Origin of the sequence: Salmonella sp. SAL03688 (genome assembly GCF_046551895.1) — a bacterium.
Taxonomy (GTDB): Bacteria; Pseudomonadota; Gammaproteobacteria; order Enterobacterales; family Enterobacteriaceae; genus Salmonella; species Salmonella enterica.
Genome location: NZ_JBGDVI010000029.1, coordinates 1 through 19,501 on the forward strand (window position 1 = coordinate 1; position 19,501 = coordinate 19,501).

Genomic DNA, 19,501 nt, shown 5'->3' on the forward strand with positions numbered 1-19,501 from the left:
CGCAAGATGTTTTAACAAATCAAAAGGGGTTTTAATAACTGGCTTAAAGCTGAAAGCTTTCCGGAACCCCCAGCCTAGCTGGGGGTTTTCCATAGACAATAAGACCCGGCAGATGCATGCCGGGCCTTCATTGCTTACGGTCTTGAGGCCGTACCGTCTGGTGTGCGCGCCATTGTCCAGGATGGGATTCCCCCCTCGCACGGATATTTCGCCGCTTTGGCTTCATCAATGTCAATACCCAGACCCGGCTTATCGTTCAGATAGGCATAACCGTGGTCAATCTCAGGGCAGCCCGGGAAGACATCACGCAGCGCGTCGTTCATTGGCGTGTATTCCTGAATGCCAAAGTTCGGTGAACTCAAATCCAAATGCATATTGGCGCAAACCCCGACTGGAGAAATGTCGCCCGGCCCGTGCCATGCGGTGCGCACACCGTTCAGTTCGCTGTAGACAGCAAGTTTCTTTGCCGGCGTAATGCCGCCGATGGTACTCACGTGGCAGCGAATGTAGTCGATGAGCCTGTTGTCGATGAGCGGCTTCCACTCATTCACATTCACAAACAGCTCACCCATGGATATCGGAGTGGAAGACTGCTGGCGCAACATTTTCAGCCAGTCGATGTTTTCCGGTGCCACCGGATCCTCAAGATAAAATAGTTGATACTGTTCAAGCGTTTTGGCCAGATTAATGGCAGTCACCGGGGTCACGCGCTCATGTACATCATGAATAAATTCGATGCTAAAACCGAGCTTGTTACGCAGGTGGTCGAACAGACGCGGAACGCTTTTGGCGTAGGCGTCCGGGTCAAAGTAGATGCCGGGCGTTTTGCTGCGCGGTGAACGTTTCGGCTGAATGTTCTTCGCACGTGCCAACTGTGTGGCGATCAGTTTAAGGTCATCGGTCCCCGCACCGCCATACATTCCCATCTGGCAGCGAACGTACTGGTAACCCTCTTCCATTCTGGCTCGGATGTTATCTTCCACTTCAACTTCATCACCACCATCGGTGTGGCAGTACAGTGGGATCCCATCACGACATTTGCCGCCCAGCAGATCATAAACCGGCATCCCCGCTAGCTTACCTTTGATATCCCACAGTGCCATGTCCACGCCGGACAATGCATTGTTCATGATCGGGCCATTGCGCCAGTAGCCGCTCACCACGCCTGACTGCCAGATGTCCTCAATACGGGTCGGATCTTTGCCAACCAGAAAAGGCGCCATGTACTCATCGATCGCGCTTTTTACCGCGAAGATACGCTGGGTAAATGTCGCGCATCCCAGCCCATACAGCCCTGGCTCGTTGGTTTCTATCTTAACGACTGCCAAATCAATGCCGCCCGGCGCCGTCAGAATCGTTTTCACGTTGGTAATTTTCAGGTTACTCACTTTCACTCCTTAACTCAGCGAATTTACCGCATGTCATATCGTTGTGGATGGCACAACAGATATGTGTAAGTTGTCCTACAACTTTATGCTGTTATATCACGCTTCTTTTACAGCGGATCGCTGCGAGTGCCATTCTGTGACAGCGATCAAACTGCGTTAAATTCAAATCAAATATATACATATAATTCAATCAATTAATATTAATTACGCGGTCGCTATGTGGAGCTGTTTGTGATCCTTGTTGCAAATTCATGGGTGAACTGTTGATTTTATCAGGGCGAAAATTCAACCTAAAAAAGGATAGTCGTCATACAAATTAAACAAGTGAGGAAACAACATGACCGCTTTATTTGATTTAACTGGGAAAACGGCGCTGGTAACGGGTTCTGCACGAGGACTGGGCTTTGCCTACGCAGAGGGTCTTGCCGCTGCGGGTGCACGGGTTATCCTGAATGATATTCGCGCCACGCTGTTGGCCGAATCAGTGGATACGCTGACCAGAAAAGGCTACGACGCGCATGGCGTGGCTTTTGACGTCACCGATGAACTGGCGATTGAGGCAGCTTTTAGCAAACTTGATGCAGAAGGGATCCATGTTGATATCCTGATCAATAACGCCGGTATTCAGTACCGCAAACCAATGGTCGAGCTGGAGCTGGAAAACTGGCAGAAGGTGATCGACACTAACCTGACCAGCGCATTTTTAGTCTCCCGCTCGGCGGCAAAACGGATGATCGCCCGCAACAGCGGCGGTAAAATTATTAATATCGGCTCGCTTACCAGCCAGGCGGCCCGCCCGACTGTTGCCCCGTACACGGCAGCAAAAGGCGGCATCAAAATGCTCACCTGCTCGATGGCTGCTGAATGGGCGCAGTTTAATATCCAGACCAACGCCATTGGACCTGGCTACATTCTGACCGACATGAACACCGCGCTTATTGAAGACAAGCAGTTCGATAGCTGGGTGAAAAGCAGCACACCTTCTCAACGCTGGGGTCGTCCGGAAGAGCTCATCGGCACCGCCATCTTCTTATCATCCAAAGCATCAGATTATATCAACGGGCAGATTATTTACGTCGATGGTGGCTGGCTCGCAGTTTTATAAGTCGCCCGCACTCTACCGACTCGCCTTTAAAATTGATGGCATGTGTTTACCCCGATGCATGCCGATATAACACAGGTATTATTATGAAGGCTTCAAGACAACGACTCTTTATTCTCACATTGCTGTTTATTGTGACTGCAATTAATTATATGGATCGCGCCAATCTTGCCGTTGCTGGTTCGAATATCCAGAATGATTTCAGTCTGACGCCAACACAACTGGGTTTGCTTTTCTCCATGTTTACCTGGGCCTACGCTGCCAGTCAAATTCCTGTCGGCTATGTTCTTGATCGCATTGGCTCACGTATTCTTTATGGTGGTGCGATTATTCTGTGGAGTATTTTTACCTTTATGATGGGGTTCGCCTCACACCATTTATTCGCGACGGCAACCGCTTCATTTGCAATGCTTCTGGCCTGCCGCGCATTAATTGGTGTTGCCGAAGCGCCATCCTTCCCGTCTAACACAAAAATAATCGCCACCTGGTTCCCGGACCATGAACGTGCCCGTGCGACCGCGATTTATTCCAGTGCACAATATATCGGTCTCGCGCTGCTGACGCCTGCCCTCGCCTTTATTGTGGCTAACTACGGTTGGGAAATGTCGTTTTATCTGTCCGGTGGCGCCGGGATTCTGTTTGGCATCTACTGGCTTATGTATTACCGCGATCCACAGCACAGCACTGCTGTGAACCAGGCCGAACTGGATTATATCAAAGCAGGCGGCGGCTATGGCTCGGAGAACCAATCCTCCGTGAGTGCAAAAATCAGCTGGCAAAATATTAAATTCTTCCTCAGCAAAAAAACGATTTGGGGTTTGTTCATCACCCAGTTTGCCTGCTCGTCTACGCTCTATTTTTTCCTGACCTGGTTTATTGTTTACCTGGAAAAAGGACTGCATCTCTCTATTTCCAAAGCCGGGATAGGCGCCATGCTGCCCTATATTATGGCGATGCTTGGGGTGCTCTGTGGCGGTACGCTAAGCGACATGCTGCTGAAAAAAGGAAAATCCCGAACGCTGGCACGAAAATTACCCGTTATGGCTGGCCTGTGCGTTACCATGATTATTGGCCTGGTCAATTTCTTTGAAAACCAGCCGGTTATTGCGATTGTCATTCTGTCTGTTGCGTTCTTTGCCAACGCCTTTTCAAACCTGGGCTGGGTGGTCTGGAGCGATGTAATTCCCCGTAATTTTCTCGGCACTATGGGTGGCTTTTTAAATATTTGCGGCAACCTTTCGGGGATCGTTAGCCCAATTGTTATTGGGGTTATTCTCCAGCGCACGCAAAACTTCCAGTATGCCATGTGGTATATCGCAGGCGTCGCCGGACTGGGCTTATTAGCCTACATATTCCTGGTGGGCAAAATTGAAGTGATCCTGCCTGAAAAAAAGAATGCCGACACTGTGGATAAGAATGCCATTAACCCGGCAACTGCCAACAAATAATGAGGTCATTATCAAAATGGAAAAAATAACCTGTAACGCTTGTCTGGCCCATGCGGAAAAAGACGTACGCTTTGAATCACGTGAAATCGAGCACAGTGAACATGACGTCGTCGTGAAGGTCGCCTGCGGCGGCATCTGTGGCTCTGATATTCACTACTATCAGCATGGCCGCGCGGGGATGTCTGTCCTCAAGCATCCGATGGTGATTGGCCATGAGTTTGTTGGCGTGATCAGCAAAGTGCCAGCAGGCAGCGACCTGAAAGTGGGCCAGACGGTTGCGGTGAACCCGTCCAGCCCCTGCAATCAGTGCGAGATGTGCCTTTCCGGCCATCAAAATCTGTGCGGCTCCATGCGCTTTATGGGCAGCGCGCAGTTCAATCCGCATGTGAATGGCGGTTTTTCTGAATACGTGGTGGTAAAACCGGAGCAATGCATTCCTTATGACAGGCGCGTGCCCGCAAACGTGATGGCCTTTTCGGAACCGCTGGCGGTCGCCATTCATGCAGTAAAAAAGGCGGGCCAGTTGACCGGCAAACGCGTACTGGTGATTGGCGCAGGCCCCATTGGTTGTCTGATCCTCGCGGCGGCACGCAGTGCCGGAGCATCTGAACTGGTAGCATCCGATCTCAGCCCACGCTGTCTGGAACTGGCACGCCAAATGGGGGCCACAGCGGTGATGGATCCGCGCAATGAAGAACAGGTTGCCCATTATCAGCAGCATAAAGGCTACTTTGATGTCGTGTTTGAGGCCTCCGGCGCGCCGATTGCCGTGGCATCCACCGTCGACTTCACCCGCCCTGCCGGCACCATCGTTCAGGTGGGGATGGGCGCCAGCCCGGTAAGCTGGCCGGTGTCAACGATGCTGGTTAAAGAACTCAACTGGGTCGGCTCATTCCGTTTTATCGGTGAGTTCATCACCGCGGTACGCTGGCTGGAAGATGGGCGCGTCGATCCTCGCCCGCTTATCAGCGCCGAGTTCCCGCCCCAGCAAATTGAAGACGCGCTGATTACCGCCACAGACAAAAATGTCTCTGCTAAGGTACTCATTCGTTTCGATTAACGGTGAAAAGCGCCCGGCCGGGCGCTTTGTTCTTAAAAGAGAATTGTTATATAATAAAGCACTTCGGCGACATCTTAACGGATACCCATCTTGAGCATAAAATCCATTCAAAAACAGAATGTTGTAAATGAAATTTATGATCAGATAAGCAGCAAACTGCTGGACGGCAGTTGGGCGCCGGGTAGCCGTTTGCCCTCAGAAGCGGAGCTGACCACCTCATTTAACGTCAGCCGGGTCAGCGTTCGCAGCGCAGTACAGCGTTTTCGTGACCTGGGGATTGTGGTGACGCGTCAGGGCAGCGGCAGCTACGTGAGCGAAAACTTCACCCCGCAGATGTTGAGTAACGATCCCCGCCCAATCATGCACCTTAGCCGCGAAGAGTTTCACGATATGATGATTTTTCGTCAAACCGTGGAGTTCAAATGCGTGGAGCTCGCCGTCACACACGCCACCGATGATGACATTCGCCAGCTCGAGGAAGCATTGAACAACATGCTGATCCACAAAGGTGATTATAAAAAATACTCGGAAGCGGACTACGAGTTCCATCTGGCGATTGTCAGGGCATCGCACAACAGCGTGTTCTACAACGTGATGAGCTCGATTAAAGACATCTATTACTACTATCTTGAAGAGCTTAACCGTGCGCTGGGTATTACCCTTGAAAGTGTGGAAGCCCATATCAAGGTCTACATGTCGATAAAGAATCGCGATGCCAGCACGGCCGTCGAAGTGCTCAATGAAGCGATGTCAGGCAATATTATTGCGATCGAAAAAATCAAATCTACAGAGACATCAGGGACAAAATAACCGTTGGTTACAAGCTCAAGTAGTAGAAAAATTTAACATATCTGAATCCGAAATAGTTGCCATCAACTATTTAGTGACATAGTCCCACTTTAAAATCGTGGCAGTGCGGCCTGAAATCAGCGAAGCTTCAAATAGCCAATCCCCCTTAACATACAATAATTTTCATCATCATTCCCTTTATTGCTTAACCGCTTCTGCCTGGATTTTTATATCGACAACTTTCGTCATCCCCATATCGACCAGATAATCTACCCCCCACTGGGTGCGATCTATTTGCGTGACAAAATCACCACCGCAAACCTGCGCCTTGAATATCGGGCTCATATAACAGCCAAACTTGGTGGTGGTTAAGGTGACGGGCTTAGTTACTCCCTTCATTGTTAACAAACCGTCAATAGAAACTGGTTTATTATCGTCAAAATGCCATTTTGTCGATTTAAATACTATTTCTGGATATTTTTCCGCATCCAGAATATCGCTACTGCGAATATGGTTATCAAACGCATCCACCCCGGTATTTAAGGCGCTCACGGGAATCGTCACACGCATCTCTGCGACTTGCTTTTCCGGCTGATATTTCAGTTCGCCGCTAATAGTATAAAACCCGCCATGATTGGTTGAGGTCTGGAAATGATCGATATTAAATACGGCATTGGTATGCGTATTATCAAATTTATATACATCTGCATGAGCAGCACTTAATAAACCCAGAGACAGGACAGCACCAAGAAAACTCTTTTTCATTATATTCACTTTATATCTTAAATAAGGTGAAGTTATCTTAATGTTCCCTGTCCGCAGGATCGAGAGGGATACACAGGAAGGACTGTTGCAAAAATAGAACGATGAAAAGGCCGTGTCACAAAAACAGCAGCTCACGAATGAGTTTATGTCAGGGCTATTTCCGCAACCTGTACCGCCTTTGTGGCGGTACAGAAGGCAAACTGACTAACGCATGATACGATCGTCGACATAACGGCGCTTATCCGGCGCGGGCGGGAAATACTGATACAGCCAGGTTTCGCTGATAGCCTCCCCCTGGCAGCGCAGGAACATACGCATATCCACCGGTGCCGTAGAATCCGAGGTCGGATACCAGTCAAACTGGATACGATAACCGTCGAAAGGCTCAACGTAGAGGATCTCAATCTGCTTCGCCTCACCGCTGGAGAGCGTAATTACCGGCTCAATGCCTTTTGGCGCGGCCGCTTTCAGATCGCCGCCGACAAAATCAATAGCAAAACGGCGCGCCCATTTATCCGGGTAATGTTCGCCCGGCGCCCAACCTTCGGGAAAGCCTCCCATCCCGGTACGGGTCGCCATGACCCGCGCAAGCGGCGATTGTACCGGCGGCTGCGCGCTCCAGTACAAACGATAATTAAACGCCAGCGTATCCCCGGCTTTGATCGCTTTTTCCGGCTGCCAGAAACAGACCACATTATCCAGAGTTTCACCAGTGGTTGGGATCTCCATCAGGCTAACCGCGCCTTTCCCCCACTTACTGCGCGGCTCCACCCACAGGCTCGGACGTTTGTTGTACCAACCCATCACATCCTGATAATGCGAGAAATCGCGATCGAGTTGCAGCAGGCCGAACCCTTTTGGGTTATCGTCCATATATGCATTGAACTGCAATTTCTGCGGATTATTCAGCGGGCGGCAAATCCACTCGCCGTTACCCCGCCACATCGCCAGCCGATCGGAATCGTGAATTTGCGGATGAATGGTGTCGCATACCCGGCGTTCATTATTCCCACAGCTAAACATACTGGTCATCGGCGCAATGCCAAGTTGCTTAATATCTTTACGGGCGTAGAGATGGTTTTCTACATCCATGATCACCTGCGATTTTTCGCAATGGATCACAAATTTATACGCGCCCGTCACGCTGGCGCTGTCCAGCAGAGCGTAAACGGTAAACGTAGTATCGCCCGGCTTCGCGGTGTCAAACCAGAATGCGGTGAAGTCAGGGAACTCTTCCTGACCGTCAGTATAGGTATCTATCGCCAGCCCGCGAGCCGACAGGCCATACTGATAAGTATCATCTACCGCCCGGAAATAACTGGCGCCCAGGAAGGAGACGACATCGCGCCGCGCCAGTTCCGGCGCTTTAAAGACACGGAAACCGGCGAAACCGAGATCGCTCTGCCCTTCCAGTTGCGTCGTGTCGACGCCGGCATCGTTGTATTTAAACAGTTCCGGGCGAAAATGAATCTCGCGAGCAAGATGCGTCGTCGTATCAACGGAAAACATGCGTACGCGACGACGAAAGCCCATCCCTACGTGGAAAAACTGAATATCGAGCTGCCGGTTGGCAACACCGTTCCAGAGTGAATGCGCCGCGTCATACTGAATGCTGTTATAGGCCTGCGGCGTCAGATTGGCGAGCGTATCCGGCAAGGGTCCCGGCGCGCCGCCCCAGGGCTTTTTCGCTAACGCCTGGGCCATTGATTGCAGACCAGCAAAATCAAAACGGACAATTTTACCATCCGCAATATCGGATTCCGCGGCAAACGCCGCCTGAGAAAAGAGGGAAGCAATACCGCTGGAACCGCACACGGCGGCCATTGCCATTGAACCTTTAATAAATCGTCTACGATTCATACCTGAAAATGAGTCCTTCTGGTCTTGTGAATGGTCCCGCGCTGGTTTTTTCAGCAGCAAGAATGTGCCCGTTTCTGACCGCTCACTCTAGACAAAATTCATTAATAATCCAATTGTTGGTCGCCTGGAAACTGTGCAAAAGCGTAAATATTTTATGTCGATAAGAACCGACCTAATCGGATGTAAACCTCACGCAGCATTCTTCAGGTTATGAAAAGTTTATTCCAGACTAACGTGATGTTTCATGACTCGTTTAAACAGCGCCAGACGCGCACGCATAAATCGGTTTTCCACTTTAAAACCGGCAAGTTTGTTCAGCCCAATCCGCAACAGACGATCTCGCCCCCGAATGCTGGCGGGCCAGCGAACCGGGCCGTGCAGCACGTCGCGCGTGCGGCTGGCATGACGAGCGAAATTCACCCAGTAATCCGCCACCTGCGAGGCAAAGGCCAGGTCATTCTCATTCACATAATGGCATGTGGGCTCAGCCCGCGTTAACGTATCGAATACATACGGTATTTCATTGCCATGACAGGCACCATTCGCGTAAGTGTTATGCTCCGCTTCGGCGACATAATCAAACCAGTAACGCCAGCACGGTTCGCCGATCCGCTGCTGCGCTTGCATGACGACATAACCCAACGTGGTAAATACCATATCCCGACAGACCTGCCGCCCTAGCGCTTCGTCGCCTTTCACTCCAGGATAAAGCAGCCGGATTAACCCCAGACCAACACGCCGCTCACGGCGCATTTTTTGAATTTGACCGGCAATATCGACGCCAAAAACTGCCAATACGCTGGCTTCATCGCTATTCGAGCCGATCATCACCGGTATGGGATGCTGTTTCGCCGCAAAGAAGGTTTCCAGCATCGGATGCGGCAGCACGACGTCGCCGGAAATCGGCGTCGGCGCAATTTTAAAAGGCGCGTCCAGCGGCCAAAACGTCTCTGCCGGTAAAGCGCGTAGCTGTTCGGCAGTGGCATGGGCTAAGCCAAGATGTTCTGCCAGCGCAACGCCTTTTTTTAGCGCCACCTCGCGGGGCGTATCCGGCAGCGTATAACCACTCTGAATAATCGCTTTATGAAAAAGCCCCTTCGCCAACGGCGAAGCCATCAACGACAGCACGCTGCGGGCGCCGGCGGATTCGCCAAATAACGTCACATTCTGCGTATCGCCGCCAAACGCGGCAATATTGTCCTGCACCCAACGCAGCGCAGCGATTTGATCGAGTAAAGCGAAATTATGAATACACTCCGCCTCTTCGCCTTCCAGCGCCGGATGCGCGAAAAAGCCCAGATGGCCAAGCCGATAATTGACCGTCACCACGATCGCGCCGCGCTTCGCCAGCGCTTGACCGTCATAGGGCGGCAAACTCCCCGCGCCAATGGTGTAACCGCCGCCGTGTAGCCAGACCATGACCGGCAACGGTTCATGACGCACGGCGGGAGCCCAGACGTTCAGATAGAGACAGTCTTCGGAAAAATTTCCCGGATCGCCGCCGCCGAGTTCGCGACACCAGGTAATATCCTGCCAACTGGCGCAGGAGAAACAATCCGCCTGGCGCACATCCTGCCAGGGCGTAACAGGCTGCGGCGCACGCCAGCGTAGCTCCCCTGTTGGCGGCGCGGCATAAGGTATACCGCGCCAGATATGGATTTCTTCCTGTACGACGCCCACGATTTTACCGTGACGCGTCGCCACCAGCGGGATGGAGGGATTCAACATAACGCCTTCCTTTTACAGTATCCTCACAGCCTGTGAAGCTTACCGCTTTTAAAGCAGACCGCAACGGCGTTTACTGCGTTCTTCCGCTTCCTGATATAACGAAAATTCATCCCGTACTGCACATCCCAGCGCCTGTTCAAAGGCGTCGCGGCTGGCATTGCCGTGGCTTCTGGCCAGCGTTTCATCTCCCAAATTCGACTGAAAAATGCCGGCTGCGCTGACCGGAAGAAAATCTTCATAGGTAATCGGCTGCGCGATCACCCAACCGCGCTCAATAAGCGGCTGCGGATCGTCGCCAGGATGGATCGCCTGACGATGCGCCTCGCCGGATGGCGTTAAGCGATAGCGGAACCAGGCAAGCCCCTGCTGGCGAAGCAGAAATTCGCTATCCGGAAAGGCGTTAAAGACCTCCCGCAAATGGAGTTGATGCGTGAAGTTATCCTTACCCGTTCCCGCCTTGTGCAACAGTTCGTCATATAATCGACGACCTTTTGGCGTCAGCGCGACGCCACGTTGCTCAATTTCGCCGAAGCGCGCCGTGTGCGTACCCTGCTTTTCATCAACGAAGAGCACCTGCTCTTCCAGGGCTTTGAAACTGGTTTGCCGCAACAGAATAGGCACTTCGCGGCGAGGCGGACCTTCGATAAGAATTTTAGGCGTAATGCCGCACTCCGGCATCATGGCCTGTACCCGGTCGATATCCAGAGTACGCGGCGTCAGATGGTTAATGTGACATCCCGGGAAACAGACCACGTCGGCAATTAAACGATGCTCACGATGCAGGCTGCGGTACGTTTCTTCATCAACGGTAGCCTGACGATGCCAGCGAAAAGTCTCCAGCGTTTCACGGACGAACTCTTCGGCCTGAGCAGCACTAAAACCGCCCTGCTCGTCGTACTCATCCAGCAATTGTCGGCAGCGCGATGTAAAAATATCCCGCTGCGATAAGATTTCCGCCGCCCGTTGGCGTAATGCCGCGTTTTCAATGAGCTCCAGGCGTAATAGCGAAGTGAACATGCGAAAGGGATTACGCGAGAGCGAAGCCTCGTCAATGGGACGAAATGCCGTGGAGTGCACAGGCACGCCCGCCTGAGAGAGATCGTAATAACTTACTGGGTACATCCCCATGATGGCGAATATCCGACGCAAGGTAGAAAGTTCTTCTGCGCTGCCAACACGAATGGCGCCATGCCGTTCCACGTTCAATCGCGCCAGTTCATCGGCATTAGCCAACTGCTCATGCAGTTTGGGATTATTTTCCAGCACCGCCAGATTCACGTCAGCCACAAGTTCCAGTAACGTACCGTACTGCGGAACTTCCTGCTGGTACATTGCCGACATTGCCTGCGAAAAGTGTTCCCGAATCTCATCTGCCGTGATGGTGTTCGCCATAATGTCATGCCTCCAGTGAATGTTACCTGGAGTGTAGAAAACCTCATCCATTCCGGGGAGAAGAATTTATAAAGTGTGATCCGGTCTGAATTCATTATGCAGAACGGATTGACATGAGCTGGCATATCCCCGACCAGATCGCGGCTTAACACGCTTAACGGCAGTTGAATCATCAGTAAAATAAAACAGTTGTAACTTGAAATGGTAAAATGTTAATAATATTTTGCTATCAGGTTATCAAAAACAAACAACTTTACTTGTCACCCGCACGGCTCTGTTTTTAACATCGCTTATGGAAAAAAATGGTCTGTTTAGTCAGCGCATTCGGTTGCGCCACCTTCATACATTTGTCGCCGTTGCGCAACAGGGAACTCTGGGGCGCGCGGCTGAAACCCTTAACCTGAGCCAGCCAGCGCTTTCTAAAACGCTGAACGAACTGGAACAACTCACCGGAACCCGTCTGTTTGAACGCGGGCGACTGGGCGCGCAATTAACGGTTCCTGGCGAACAATTTTTGACTCATGCGGTAAAAGTATTAGATGCATTGAATACCGCCGGGCAGGCGCTGAATCGCAAAGAGGACGCCAGCGCCGATGTGGTGCGTGTTGGCGCGCTCCCCACCGCTGCGCTGGGTATACTCCCGGCGGCTATTGGGCGGTTCCATCAACAGCAAAAATCGACCTCGTTACAGGTCGCGACCATGAACAATACGATGTTGCTTGCAGGTCTGAAATCAGGCGAGATCGATCTGGGTATTGGCCGCATGTCAGACCCGGAATTAATGGGCGGTTTAAATTACGAACTGCTGTTTTTAGAATCGCTTAAATTAGTGGTACGCCCCGGTCATCCCCTGTTACAGGAGACGATCACGCTCAGTCGGGTTATGGAGTGGCCGGTAGTCGTCTCGCCAAAAGGCACGGTACCGCGCCAGAATGCGGAAGCCCTGTTGCAAAGCCAGGGGTGTAAAATGCCTGCCGGATGTATCGAAACGCTATCCGCATCGTTATCACGACAACTGACCGTAGATTACGATTACGTCTGGTTCGTCCCCTCTGGCGCGGTTAAAGAAGATCTTCGCCAGGCGACGCTGGTCTCATTACCCGTGCCGACCCAGAGCGCAGGCGAACCGATAGGTATTCTTACGCGAGTTGATATCCCGCTCTCAACCGGGGCGCAAATGCTGATTGCGGCAATCCGTAAATCGATGCCGCTGTGATAGCGGCTGTCGGACATTAAACGCGCCCGCGGCTAAAATAGCCCGCTGGCGCGACGCTTATTAAAGGAAGGATGATCGCATCGTCGCGCCAGTATCCTGTAAACGAAACGCATCAACAGCTTGCGTCAAGCGGGCGGCCTGTTCTTCAAGCGAAGCCGCCGCCGCGGACGCCTCTTCGACCAGCGACGCGTTTTGTTGCGTAACCTTGTCCATCTCAGAAATCGCCTGACTGACCTGAACAATACCGCGACTTTGCTCATCAGAGGCTGCCGCGATGTCGAGCATAATATCGGTGACGCGTTTGACGGCATCCACAATCTCATTCATGGTGCTCCCCGCAGCGATAACCTCTTCAGAGCCTTGTTCAATCAGGCTGACCGATGCGCCGATCAAGCCTTCAATCTCTTTTGCCGCCTGCGCGCTGCGACTGGCGAGGGTACGAACCTCACTGGCGACCACCGCAAAACCGCGTCCTTGTTCCCCGGCGCGTGCCGCCTCGACCGCCGCGTTCAGCGCCAGGATGTTGGTCTGGAAAGCGATACTGTTAATGACGGCGGTAATTTCCGAGATTTTTTTCGAGCTGGTGGAAATATTCCCCATCGTTTGTACGACCCCGGAAACCATCTGGCCTCCGCGGCTGGCTTTACCGGAAGCATCTTCCGCCAGTTTGCTGGCGTGATGCGCATTATCCGCATTCTGCTTAACGGTTGCCGTCAACTGTTCCATACTGGCCGCGGTCTGTTCAATGGCGGCAGCCTGCTGTTCAGTACGAGAAGATAAATCCGTATTACCGGCGGTAATTTCGCTGGTGCCTCGATAAATTTCCTCCGCCCCCTGACGCACCGCCCCTACCGTTTGTTGCAACGCATGCTGCATCTGCTGAAGATGATGACTCAGGCGACCAATTTCACTGCGCCCTGTGGGCTCGTCAGCCATGGTCAGATCGCCCGCCGCAATGCGTTCGATACGTGACGCAGACTGCTGCAAGGGTCGTATCACCGTGCGACGCAGCGCCATGAAGGTCATTAACGTCAATACCAGCGCCAGCGTAAATGCGCCAATCATAAACATCATACCGAGCCGGGTACGTTGGTAAGCCTGCTCGCTAAGTAGTCTTGCCCGCTCGGTGCGCAGTTCAATCGCTTTCAACAGGACATGGTTATATGCTGCATCCAGTTGTTTTGCCTGCTCGTTTTCATGATTAATGATCGCTTCGAACATGCCATTTTTGGCAAATTTCAGCATCGGTTGCAGGCCGTTGATATAGGCGGTGTAGCGGGCGTTTAACTCGTTATCTAACGCGTCATCGGCGGGTGTTTTCACCGCTCTGGACATATAAGCGTTAAAGCCGTCCTGAGACTGCTTGATCCGCGTTTCCGCAGCGGCAATATTGGCTTTCATTTCATCCATTTCAGCAATCCGGCTCGCCGCGCCAGCGTGGATCATATTGATACGTGCGGTACGTAAGTGGTTAGCGCTGTTGGATAATCCCATCCGTACCTGAATCTCGTCCGTGACATCACGCTGATCGCGATCGGCCTGTAACAGAAAATAGCCTGCCAGCCCGGCGCTCAAAGCAAAAAGAAGAAGGATGCCACCGAGAATGGAGGAAAACAGCGGAACCAGCCGAATATGATGCAGGAAGCCCAGTTTATGCGAGGCTTGCATCGAGAATGTGTTGCCCATGACCGTCGACTCTCTTGTAGGTTTTATGCGTAAAACACGCCCGTTAGATAGTCATCGGCACTTCGTGACGTTTGCTTATCGCGAAAAGCATCGCCTTCGTCACATTTTCACAACATTCATTCCAGAAAATTCAGAAAAGCGCCAGCGGAAAATCCGCTGGCGGATGAATCAGTTATCGCCAAAGTGGATAACAGTACGGATGGATTTACCCTGATGCATCAGTTCAAAGGCATCGTTAATCTGCTCCAGCGGCAGGCGGTGAGTAATAAAAGGATCTAAACGGATTTTACCGTTCATCGCATCTTCGACCATCCCTGGCAGCTGCGTGCGCCCTTTCACGCCGCCAAAGGCGGAGCCACGCCAGACGCGACCGGTCACTAGCTGGAAGGGACGGGTTTTGATTTCCTGCCCTGCCCCCGCTACGCCAATAATAATGCTTTCGCCCCAGCCTTTATGACAACATTCCAGCGCTGCTCGCATCACGTTAACGTTGCCGATACATTCAAAACTGAAATCTACGCCGCCATCAGTAAGCTCAACAATAACGTCCTGGATCGGTTTGTCGTAATCATTCGGATTAATAAAGTCCGTGGCCCCCATTTCGCCCGCCAGCGTAAATTTTTCCGGATTCGTGTCGACAGCTAAAATACGCCCGGCTTTAGCCTGAACCGCGCCCTGAATAACCGCCAGCCCAATACCGCCTAAACCAAAAACGGCAACGGTGTCGCCCGCTTTCACTTTAGCGGTGTTATGGACGGCGCCAATACCAGTCGTCACGCCACAGCCCAACAGACACACTTTATCCAGCGGCGCCTGCGGGTTCACTTTCGCCAGAGAAATTTCCGCGCAAACGGTATATTCGCTGAACGTGCTGGTTCCCATATAGTGATAAACGGGTTCGCCGTTATAAGAAAAGCGGGTAGTGCCATCCGGCATCAGCCCTTTTCCCTGAGTGGCGCGTACGGCCTGACAAAGGTTAGTTTTACCGGACTTACAGAACTTACACTCGCCGCATTCCGCCGTATACAGTGGAATAACATGATCGCCGGGTTTCAGGCTGGTGACCCCCTCGCCGACCTCGACTACCACGCCGCCGCCTTCGTGACCCAGGACTGCCGGGAATACGCCTTCCGGATCATCGCCGGAAAGGGTAAAAGCATCGGTATGGCAAACGCCGGTATGAGTGATTTTGACCAGAACTTCGCCTTTTTTCGGCGGCGCAACGTCAATCTCGACAATTTTTAACGGCTGACCGGGACCAAAAGCAACTGCTGCACGTGATTTCATATATCTCTTCCTGTTACGGTGAGGGAAATTGTTATTTTAGATAAGCGCGAAGAAGATGGCCGATTTCCGCCATCCGAACCGCGCGCTGATCTGGCGTGGTCTCCCCGCTGACCAGCTCATCTTTCAGATGGATTTCAACCATTTCACTCATCAGGCCATTAGACGCGCCGCGCACGGCGGCAATCTGTTGCAGAATCGCCAGACAAGGTTCGCCAGACTCAAGCGCCCGCTCCAGCGCTTCGACCTGCCCGCGTATGCGACGAACACGGGTAAGGATACGTTTTTTATCTTCAGGTGAATGCGGCATTCGACCTCCATATACTATAGGGGGGTATACTATCAGAATTTAATGTTTATGTAATTGTAAAATTACACACAATATAAAAATCAAGCGCTTATAACCTACCGGCATAGGTCATCAAGAATCAGTTCACATTCAGCATATTCAGCTCACGGGAACTTTTTCTGGCCACAGACAATAAACGCCAAAGCTTCCTTTCTAAGCTGCAATGTTCTGCCCGACTAGGGCACAGAGGTAATGCCGTGTGAATCCAGTCCCATTACCCAGAAGTAAATATTTGCTCAATAGTTTTTATATAATCATCAGGTGGTAATGAATAAAGGTTATGATATGCAGATGTCAGTCTTGTAAAAACGTAACATCACAACTGCGATACACCGCCGACGGGTAGCGAAAATATCTCAACCCTGTATCTTTCCAGATTTAGTCAATGTGGACAAAAAATCAAATGAGCGTTATTTGAAAGTTTTTTAATACCCAAAAGCGTCATCATTATTGTTAATTTGAAATCAATCTCAGGTAATAATCCATGCCTATTTCGATTTGTACACATGGTGCCCCTTTTGTTGTTCAACATGAAAATCGGTATAGTTCCGGGGCAAGTCAGTCATCATCACTTTCAAAATCAATCCGCCATATTAGCAACTCTCATGAGGCAATAAAATTTATAAGTTGCTATAGTGCAAATGGAGCCTGTTTTTCCAATGCACAGATGCTAGCCAATGCCTCAGGGAGGCCTGTTATAGGCTACTTTGGGAAAATAAATAAGTTAACAGCCAGTCTGGATAATAGCGGTCGTATATTTCGCCCACAGCATAAGCTTGCGGCCAATATTTGTTATGTAGGTAATCGGCTTCTGAGCGCTCCAGTTCAACTTGGGTTTGGCCTGAAACATCTGCTAACCTGTCACTCAAATGGTAATGTCAGATAAAGTGTCATGCCATGTCCTTCCCGGCATTGCTATTCCACAGCCTACAGATATGGGCGCTCAGTTCTTTCCTCAATCGTTGCTATGGGAAGTTCTGCCGTCATTTCACGCTCTTGCCAACCAGTATTTCATTAAAGTCTGACTTTTACCAGGGTAATTTCATAAGAGTGTCCATCTTCTGGTCTAAAAATAATAAATCTATTGTTATTTTTAGTAAAGGATTTCGACAAAATAAAACTATCATGATACCTGGCCAGGACGTAGTACCAGCCTCCATCATACAATATCATTTCGTATTCTTTCTTTAATTGTGGTTTATAGATCCCAACAAAAAAAGAAAATATAAAAAAATATATAATAAAACCAAGCATAACTATAGTGAAACAATGCCTTCGCACCCAACTGAGTTGCGTAAAACAAATCACTGGCATCAATTTACTATAAAAACGCATCCCCACCGATAAGCATAAAGCCACCAGTAAAATGATAAAAAAAAGCTCCCACAAAAACGATTCTGTTAAGAGAGAAAACTCGATAACAATTGGAATAAAGAACAAAACCGCTGCCAAAAAAAGACGTAAAAAGCTAAGGTCGTGGATACGTGCTTTTTGCTTTACTAGAAAAAATAATAGAATACCCACTCCCCACGCTATTATGAATATAGCCATCAGGCTAATCGCATGGAATAGACTTCGGGCAATGTTGTCAGGGCCGACGCCTACATACCACCACGGGAAACCATAGTACGCGGAGACGCCCCAGCCATAAAAATAGGCGCTTCCCCATCCCAAACCACCTAAATAGGCCAAAAGCATCGAAGAGTTTTTAATAATTGAATCATCATTCATTATAGTTAACTCACTTAAGAAATATTTAATATGAAAATAGAAATCAAAATGTCACATAAAACACTAGCACTTTAGCAATAATAGTCGGATGATAAGTTTGTCTGTTTTTCCTGAGTATCAAGCCAGCTCATACTCACGCCAGCACACTAAAATCAGGAGTGGCTTCTTTTTTAGATCTTTGCCTTAGCCAGGCGCATACTCAATAATGATAGCAGTCAGATAATATGTACCCGGTATTAACCTCACGTTGTTGATGATGTATTTACTTCGCTGAAAAATAATAAACACTGCATACATTTTATTGACGGCGACAAACTGTGAAAAAGGCGCAATTCCATATACACCATTTACCTGATTACTTTTCTTGCTAATATTTGCTAATTAATGCTTTGCTAAAGCGTGTTTAATAAAGTAAGGAGGACACTATGCCATTGAGTGTTGGACAGGGTTATTTCACATCATCTATCAGTTCTGAAAAATTTAATGCGATAAAAGAAAGCGTACGCCTTCCGGAATTAAGTTTATGGGAGAAAATCAAAGCATATTTCTTTACCACCCACCATGCAGAGGCGCTCGAATGTATCTTTAATCTTTACCACCATCAGGAACTGAATCTAACACCGGTACAGGTTCGCGGAGCCTACATCAAACTTCGAGCCTTAGCGTCTCAGGGATGTAAAGAACAGTTTATTATAGAATCACAGGAACACGCCGATAAGTTGATTATTAAAGATGATAATGGTGAAAATATTTTATCTATTGAGGTTGAATGTCATCCGGAAGCTTTTGGTCTTGCCAAAGAAATCAATAAATCACATCCCAAGCCCAAAAATATTTCTTTGGGTGATATTACCAGACTGGTATTTTTTGGCGACAGCTTGTCTGACTCCTTAGGGCGTATGTTTGAAAAAACACATCATATCTTACCCTCCTATGGTCAATACTTTGGCGGAAGGTTTACTAATGGATTTACCTGGACTGAGTTTTTATCATCTCCACACTTCTTAGGTAAAGAGATGCTTAATTTTGCTGAAGGGGGAAGTACATCGGCAAGCTATTCCTGCTTTAATTGCATCGGTGACTTTGTATCAAATACGGACAGACAAGTCGCATCTTACACCCCTTCTCACCAGGACCTGGCGATATTTTTATTGGGGGCTAATGACTATATGACACTACACAAAGATAATGTAATAATGGTCGTTGAGCAACAAATTGATGATATTGAAAAAATAATTTCCGGTGGAGTTAATAATGTTCTGGTCATGGGGATTCCCGATTTGTCTTTAACACCCTATGGCAAGCATTCTGATGAAAAAAGAAAACTTAAGGATGAAAGCATCGCTCACAATGCCCTGCTAAAAACTAATGTTGAAGAATTAAAAGAAAAATACCCCCAGCATAAAATATGCTATTACGAGACTGCCGATGCATTTAAGGTGATAATGGAGGCGGCCAGTAATATTGGTTATGATACGGAAAACCCTTATACTCACCACGGCTATGTACATGTTCCCGGGGCTAAAGACCCTCAGCTAGATATATGTCCGCAATACGTCTTCAACGACCTTGTCCATCCAACCCAGGAAGTCCATCATTGTTTTGCCATAATGTTAGAAAGTTTTATAGCTCATCATTATTCCACTGAATAAAGTTCCATCGGCTGCGGTGCGTCTTGAGCAAAACACAGCTCAATATCATAG

At 49.7% G+C, this 19,501-nt stretch carries 16 protein-coding genes; 7 read left to right on the forward strand and 9 right to left on the reverse strand.

The window, feature by feature from the left end; translation table 11 throughout:
* Window positions 1-134 precede the first annotated feature (134 nt).
* A complete protein-coding gene (locus ACLJR2_RS21320) occupies window positions 135-1,388 on the reverse strand; it encodes an enolase C-terminal domain-like protein (RefSeq protein WP_000067287.1) in 1,254 nt (417 codons plus the stop codon).
* Between the two features lie 337 nt (window positions 1,389-1,725).
* Here ACLJR2_RS21320 and ACLJR2_RS21325 point away from each other — a divergent pair, with 337 nt between their 5' ends.
* The 4 genes from ACLJR2_RS21325 to ACLJR2_RS21340 all read left to right on the forward strand — a co-directional run bounded on the left by ACLJR2_RS21325 (window position 1,726) and on the right by ACLJR2_RS21340 (window position 5,808).
* Window positions 1,726-2,493, forward strand: coding sequence for an SDR family oxidoreductase (locus tag ACLJR2_RS21325; protein WP_000125686.1), 768 nt, complete (start codon window positions 1,726-1,728; stop codon window positions 2,491-2,493).
* Window positions 2,494-2,576: 83 nt separating this feature from the next.
* Window positions 2,577-3,938, forward strand: a complete 1,362-nt coding sequence (locus tag ACLJR2_RS21330; protein ID WP_000648129.1) for an MFS transporter — start codon at window positions 2,577-2,579, stop codon at window positions 3,936-3,938.
* Entirely contained in the window at window positions 3,907-4,998 is a 1,092-nt protein-coding gene (gene idnD, locus ACLJR2_RS21335; RefSeq protein WP_001131637.1) for an L-idonate 5-dehydrogenase, read from the forward strand. The genes ACLJR2_RS21330 and idnD overlap by 32 nt, the downstream gene beginning before the upstream one ends.
* A gap of 90 nt (window positions 4,999-5,088) precedes the next feature.
* The gene (locus ACLJR2_RS21340; RefSeq protein ID WP_000023780.1) at window positions 5,089-5,808 is read left to right on the forward strand and encodes a FadR/GntR family transcriptional regulator; all 720 of its coding nucleotides are present in this window, start codon (window positions 5,089-5,091) and stop codon (window positions 5,806-5,808) included.
* Between the two features lie 177 nt (window positions 5,809-5,985).
* On the opposite strand, the gene ACLJR2_RS21345 is transcribed toward ACLJR2_RS21340, so the two are convergent.
* The 4 genes from ACLJR2_RS21345 to ACLJR2_RS21360 all read right to left on the reverse strand — a co-directional run bounded on the left by ACLJR2_RS21345 (window position 5,986) and on the right by ACLJR2_RS21360 (window position 11,532).
* The gene (locus tag ACLJR2_RS21345) at window positions 5,986-6,561 is read right to left on the reverse strand and encodes a YceI family protein (protein ID WP_001024324.1); all 576 of its coding nucleotides are present in this window, start codon (window positions 6,559-6,561) and stop codon (window positions 5,986-5,988) included.
* Between the two features lie 195 nt (window positions 6,562-6,756).
* Window positions 6,757-8,412, reverse strand: a complete 1,656-nt coding sequence (locus ACLJR2_RS21350; RefSeq protein ID WP_001081947.1) for a glucan biosynthesis protein D — start codon at window positions 8,410-8,412, stop codon at window positions 6,757-6,759.
* A gap of 219 nt (window positions 8,413-8,631) precedes the next feature.
* Window positions 8,632-10,140, reverse strand: coding sequence for a carboxylesterase/lipase family protein (locus ACLJR2_RS21355; protein WP_000933978.1), 1,509 nt, complete (start codon window positions 10,138-10,140; stop codon window positions 8,632-8,634).
* Window positions 10,141-10,188: 48 nt separating this feature from the next.
* Window positions 10,189-11,532, reverse strand: coding sequence for a VOC family protein (locus ACLJR2_RS21360; RefSeq protein WP_001534095.1), 1,344 nt, complete (start codon window positions 11,530-11,532; stop codon window positions 10,189-10,191).
* A gap of 292 nt (window positions 11,533-11,824) precedes the next feature.
* Between ACLJR2_RS21360 and ACLJR2_RS21365 the strand changes: the two genes are divergently transcribed.
* Window positions 11,825-12,748, forward strand: a complete 924-nt coding sequence (locus tag ACLJR2_RS21365) for a LysR substrate-binding domain-containing protein (RefSeq protein ID WP_000414259.1) — start codon at window positions 11,825-11,827, stop codon at window positions 12,746-12,748.
* Between the two features lie 60 nt (window positions 12,749-12,808).
* Here the strand turns inward: ACLJR2_RS21365 and ACLJR2_RS21370 are convergent, their stop codons facing one another.
* The 3 genes from ACLJR2_RS21370 to ACLJR2_RS21380 all read right to left on the reverse strand — a co-directional run bounded on the left by ACLJR2_RS21370 (window position 12,809) and on the right by ACLJR2_RS21380 (window position 16,028).
* Window positions 12,809-14,434 (reverse strand): methyl-accepting chemotaxis protein, encoded by a 1,626-nt coding sequence (locus ACLJR2_RS21370; protein ID WP_001534046.1) that lies wholly within the window; start codon window positions 14,432-14,434, stop codon window positions 12,809-12,811.
* A gap of 168 nt (window positions 14,435-14,602) precedes the next feature.
* Entirely contained in the window at window positions 14,603-15,721 is a 1,119-nt protein-coding gene (locus ACLJR2_RS21375) for an S-(hydroxymethyl)glutathione dehydrogenase/class III alcohol dehydrogenase (RefSeq protein ID WP_000842141.1), read from the reverse strand.
* Between the two features lie 31 nt (window positions 15,722-15,752).
* A complete protein-coding gene (locus ACLJR2_RS21380; protein WP_001120770.1) occupies window positions 15,753-16,028 on the reverse strand; it encodes a metal/formaldehyde-sensitive transcriptional repressor in 276 nt (91 codons plus the stop codon).
* 523 nt (window positions 16,029-16,551) lie between these two features.
* Between ACLJR2_RS21380 and steB the strand changes: the two genes are divergently transcribed.
* Entirely contained in the window at window positions 16,552-16,953 is a 402-nt protein-coding gene (gene steB / locus ACLJR2_RS21385; protein ID WP_077905099.1) for a type III secretion system effector SteB, read from the forward strand.
* Window positions 16,954-17,081: 128 nt separating this feature from the next.
* On the opposite strand, the gene ACLJR2_RS21390 is transcribed toward steB, so the two are convergent.
* The gene (locus ACLJR2_RS21390) at window positions 17,082-17,798 is read right to left on the reverse strand and encodes a membrane protein (RefSeq protein ID WP_000997196.1); all 717 of its coding nucleotides are present in this window, start codon (window positions 17,796-17,798) and stop codon (window positions 17,082-17,084) included.
* 425 nt (window positions 17,799-18,223) lie between these two features.
* Between ACLJR2_RS21390 and sseJ the strand changes: the two genes are divergently transcribed.
* On the forward strand, window positions 18,224-19,450 hold the full coding sequence (sseJ, locus tag ACLJR2_RS21395) for an SPI-2 type III secretion system effector SseJ (protein WP_001131436.1): 1,227 nt from the start codon (window positions 18,224-18,226) through the stop codon (window positions 19,448-19,450).
* The last annotated feature ends 51 nt before the right edge of the window (window positions 19,451-19,501 follow it).

Coding starts and splice junctions, on each gene's coding strand:
- ACLJR2_RS21325 (WP_000125686.1), top strand. CDS start 1,726: ATGACCGCTTTATTTGATTTAACTGGGAAAACGGCGCTGGTAACGGGT.
- ACLJR2_RS21375 (WP_000842141.1), bottom strand. CDS start 15,721: ATGAAATCACGTGCAGCAGTTGCTTTTGGTCCCGGTCAGCCGTTAAAA.
- ACLJR2_RS21350 (WP_001081947.1), bottom strand. CDS start 8,412: ATGAATCGTAGACGATTTATTAAAGGTTCAATGGCAATGGCCGCCGTG.
- ACLJR2_RS21355 (WP_000933978.1), bottom strand. CDS start 10,140: ATGTTGAATCCCTCCATCCCGCTGGTGGCGACGCGTCACGGTAAAATC.
- ACLJR2_RS21360 (WP_001534095.1), bottom strand. CDS start 11,532: ATGGCGAACACCATCACGGCAGATGAGATTCGGGAACACTTTTCGCAG.
- steB (WP_077905099.1), top strand. CDS start 16,552: ATGCCTATTTCGATTTGTACACATGGTGCCCCTTTTGTTGTTCAACAT.
- ACLJR2_RS21390 (WP_000997196.1), bottom strand. CDS start 17,798: ATGAATGATGATTCAATTATTAAAAACTCTTCGATGCTTTTGGCCTAT.
- ACLJR2_RS21330 (WP_000648129.1), top strand. CDS start 2,577: ATGAAGGCTTCAAGACAACGACTCTTTATTCTCACATTGCTGTTTATT.
- ACLJR2_RS21370 (WP_001534046.1), bottom strand. CDS start 14,434: ATGGGCAACACATTCTCGATGCAAGCCTCGCATAAACTGGGCTTCCTG.
- idnD (WP_001131637.1), top strand. CDS start 3,907: ATGCCATTAACCCGGCAACTGCCAACAAATAATGAGGTCATTATCAAA.
- ACLJR2_RS21380 (WP_001120770.1), bottom strand. CDS start 16,028: ATGCCGCATTCACCTGAAGATAAAAAACGTATCCTTACCCGTGTTCGT.
- ACLJR2_RS21365 (WP_000414259.1), top strand. CDS start 11,825: ATGGAAAAAAATGGTCTGTTTAGTCAGCGCATTCGGTTGCGCCACCTT.
- sseJ (WP_001131436.1), top strand. CDS start 18,224: ATGCCATTGAGTGTTGGACAGGGTTATTTCACATCATCTATCAGTTCT.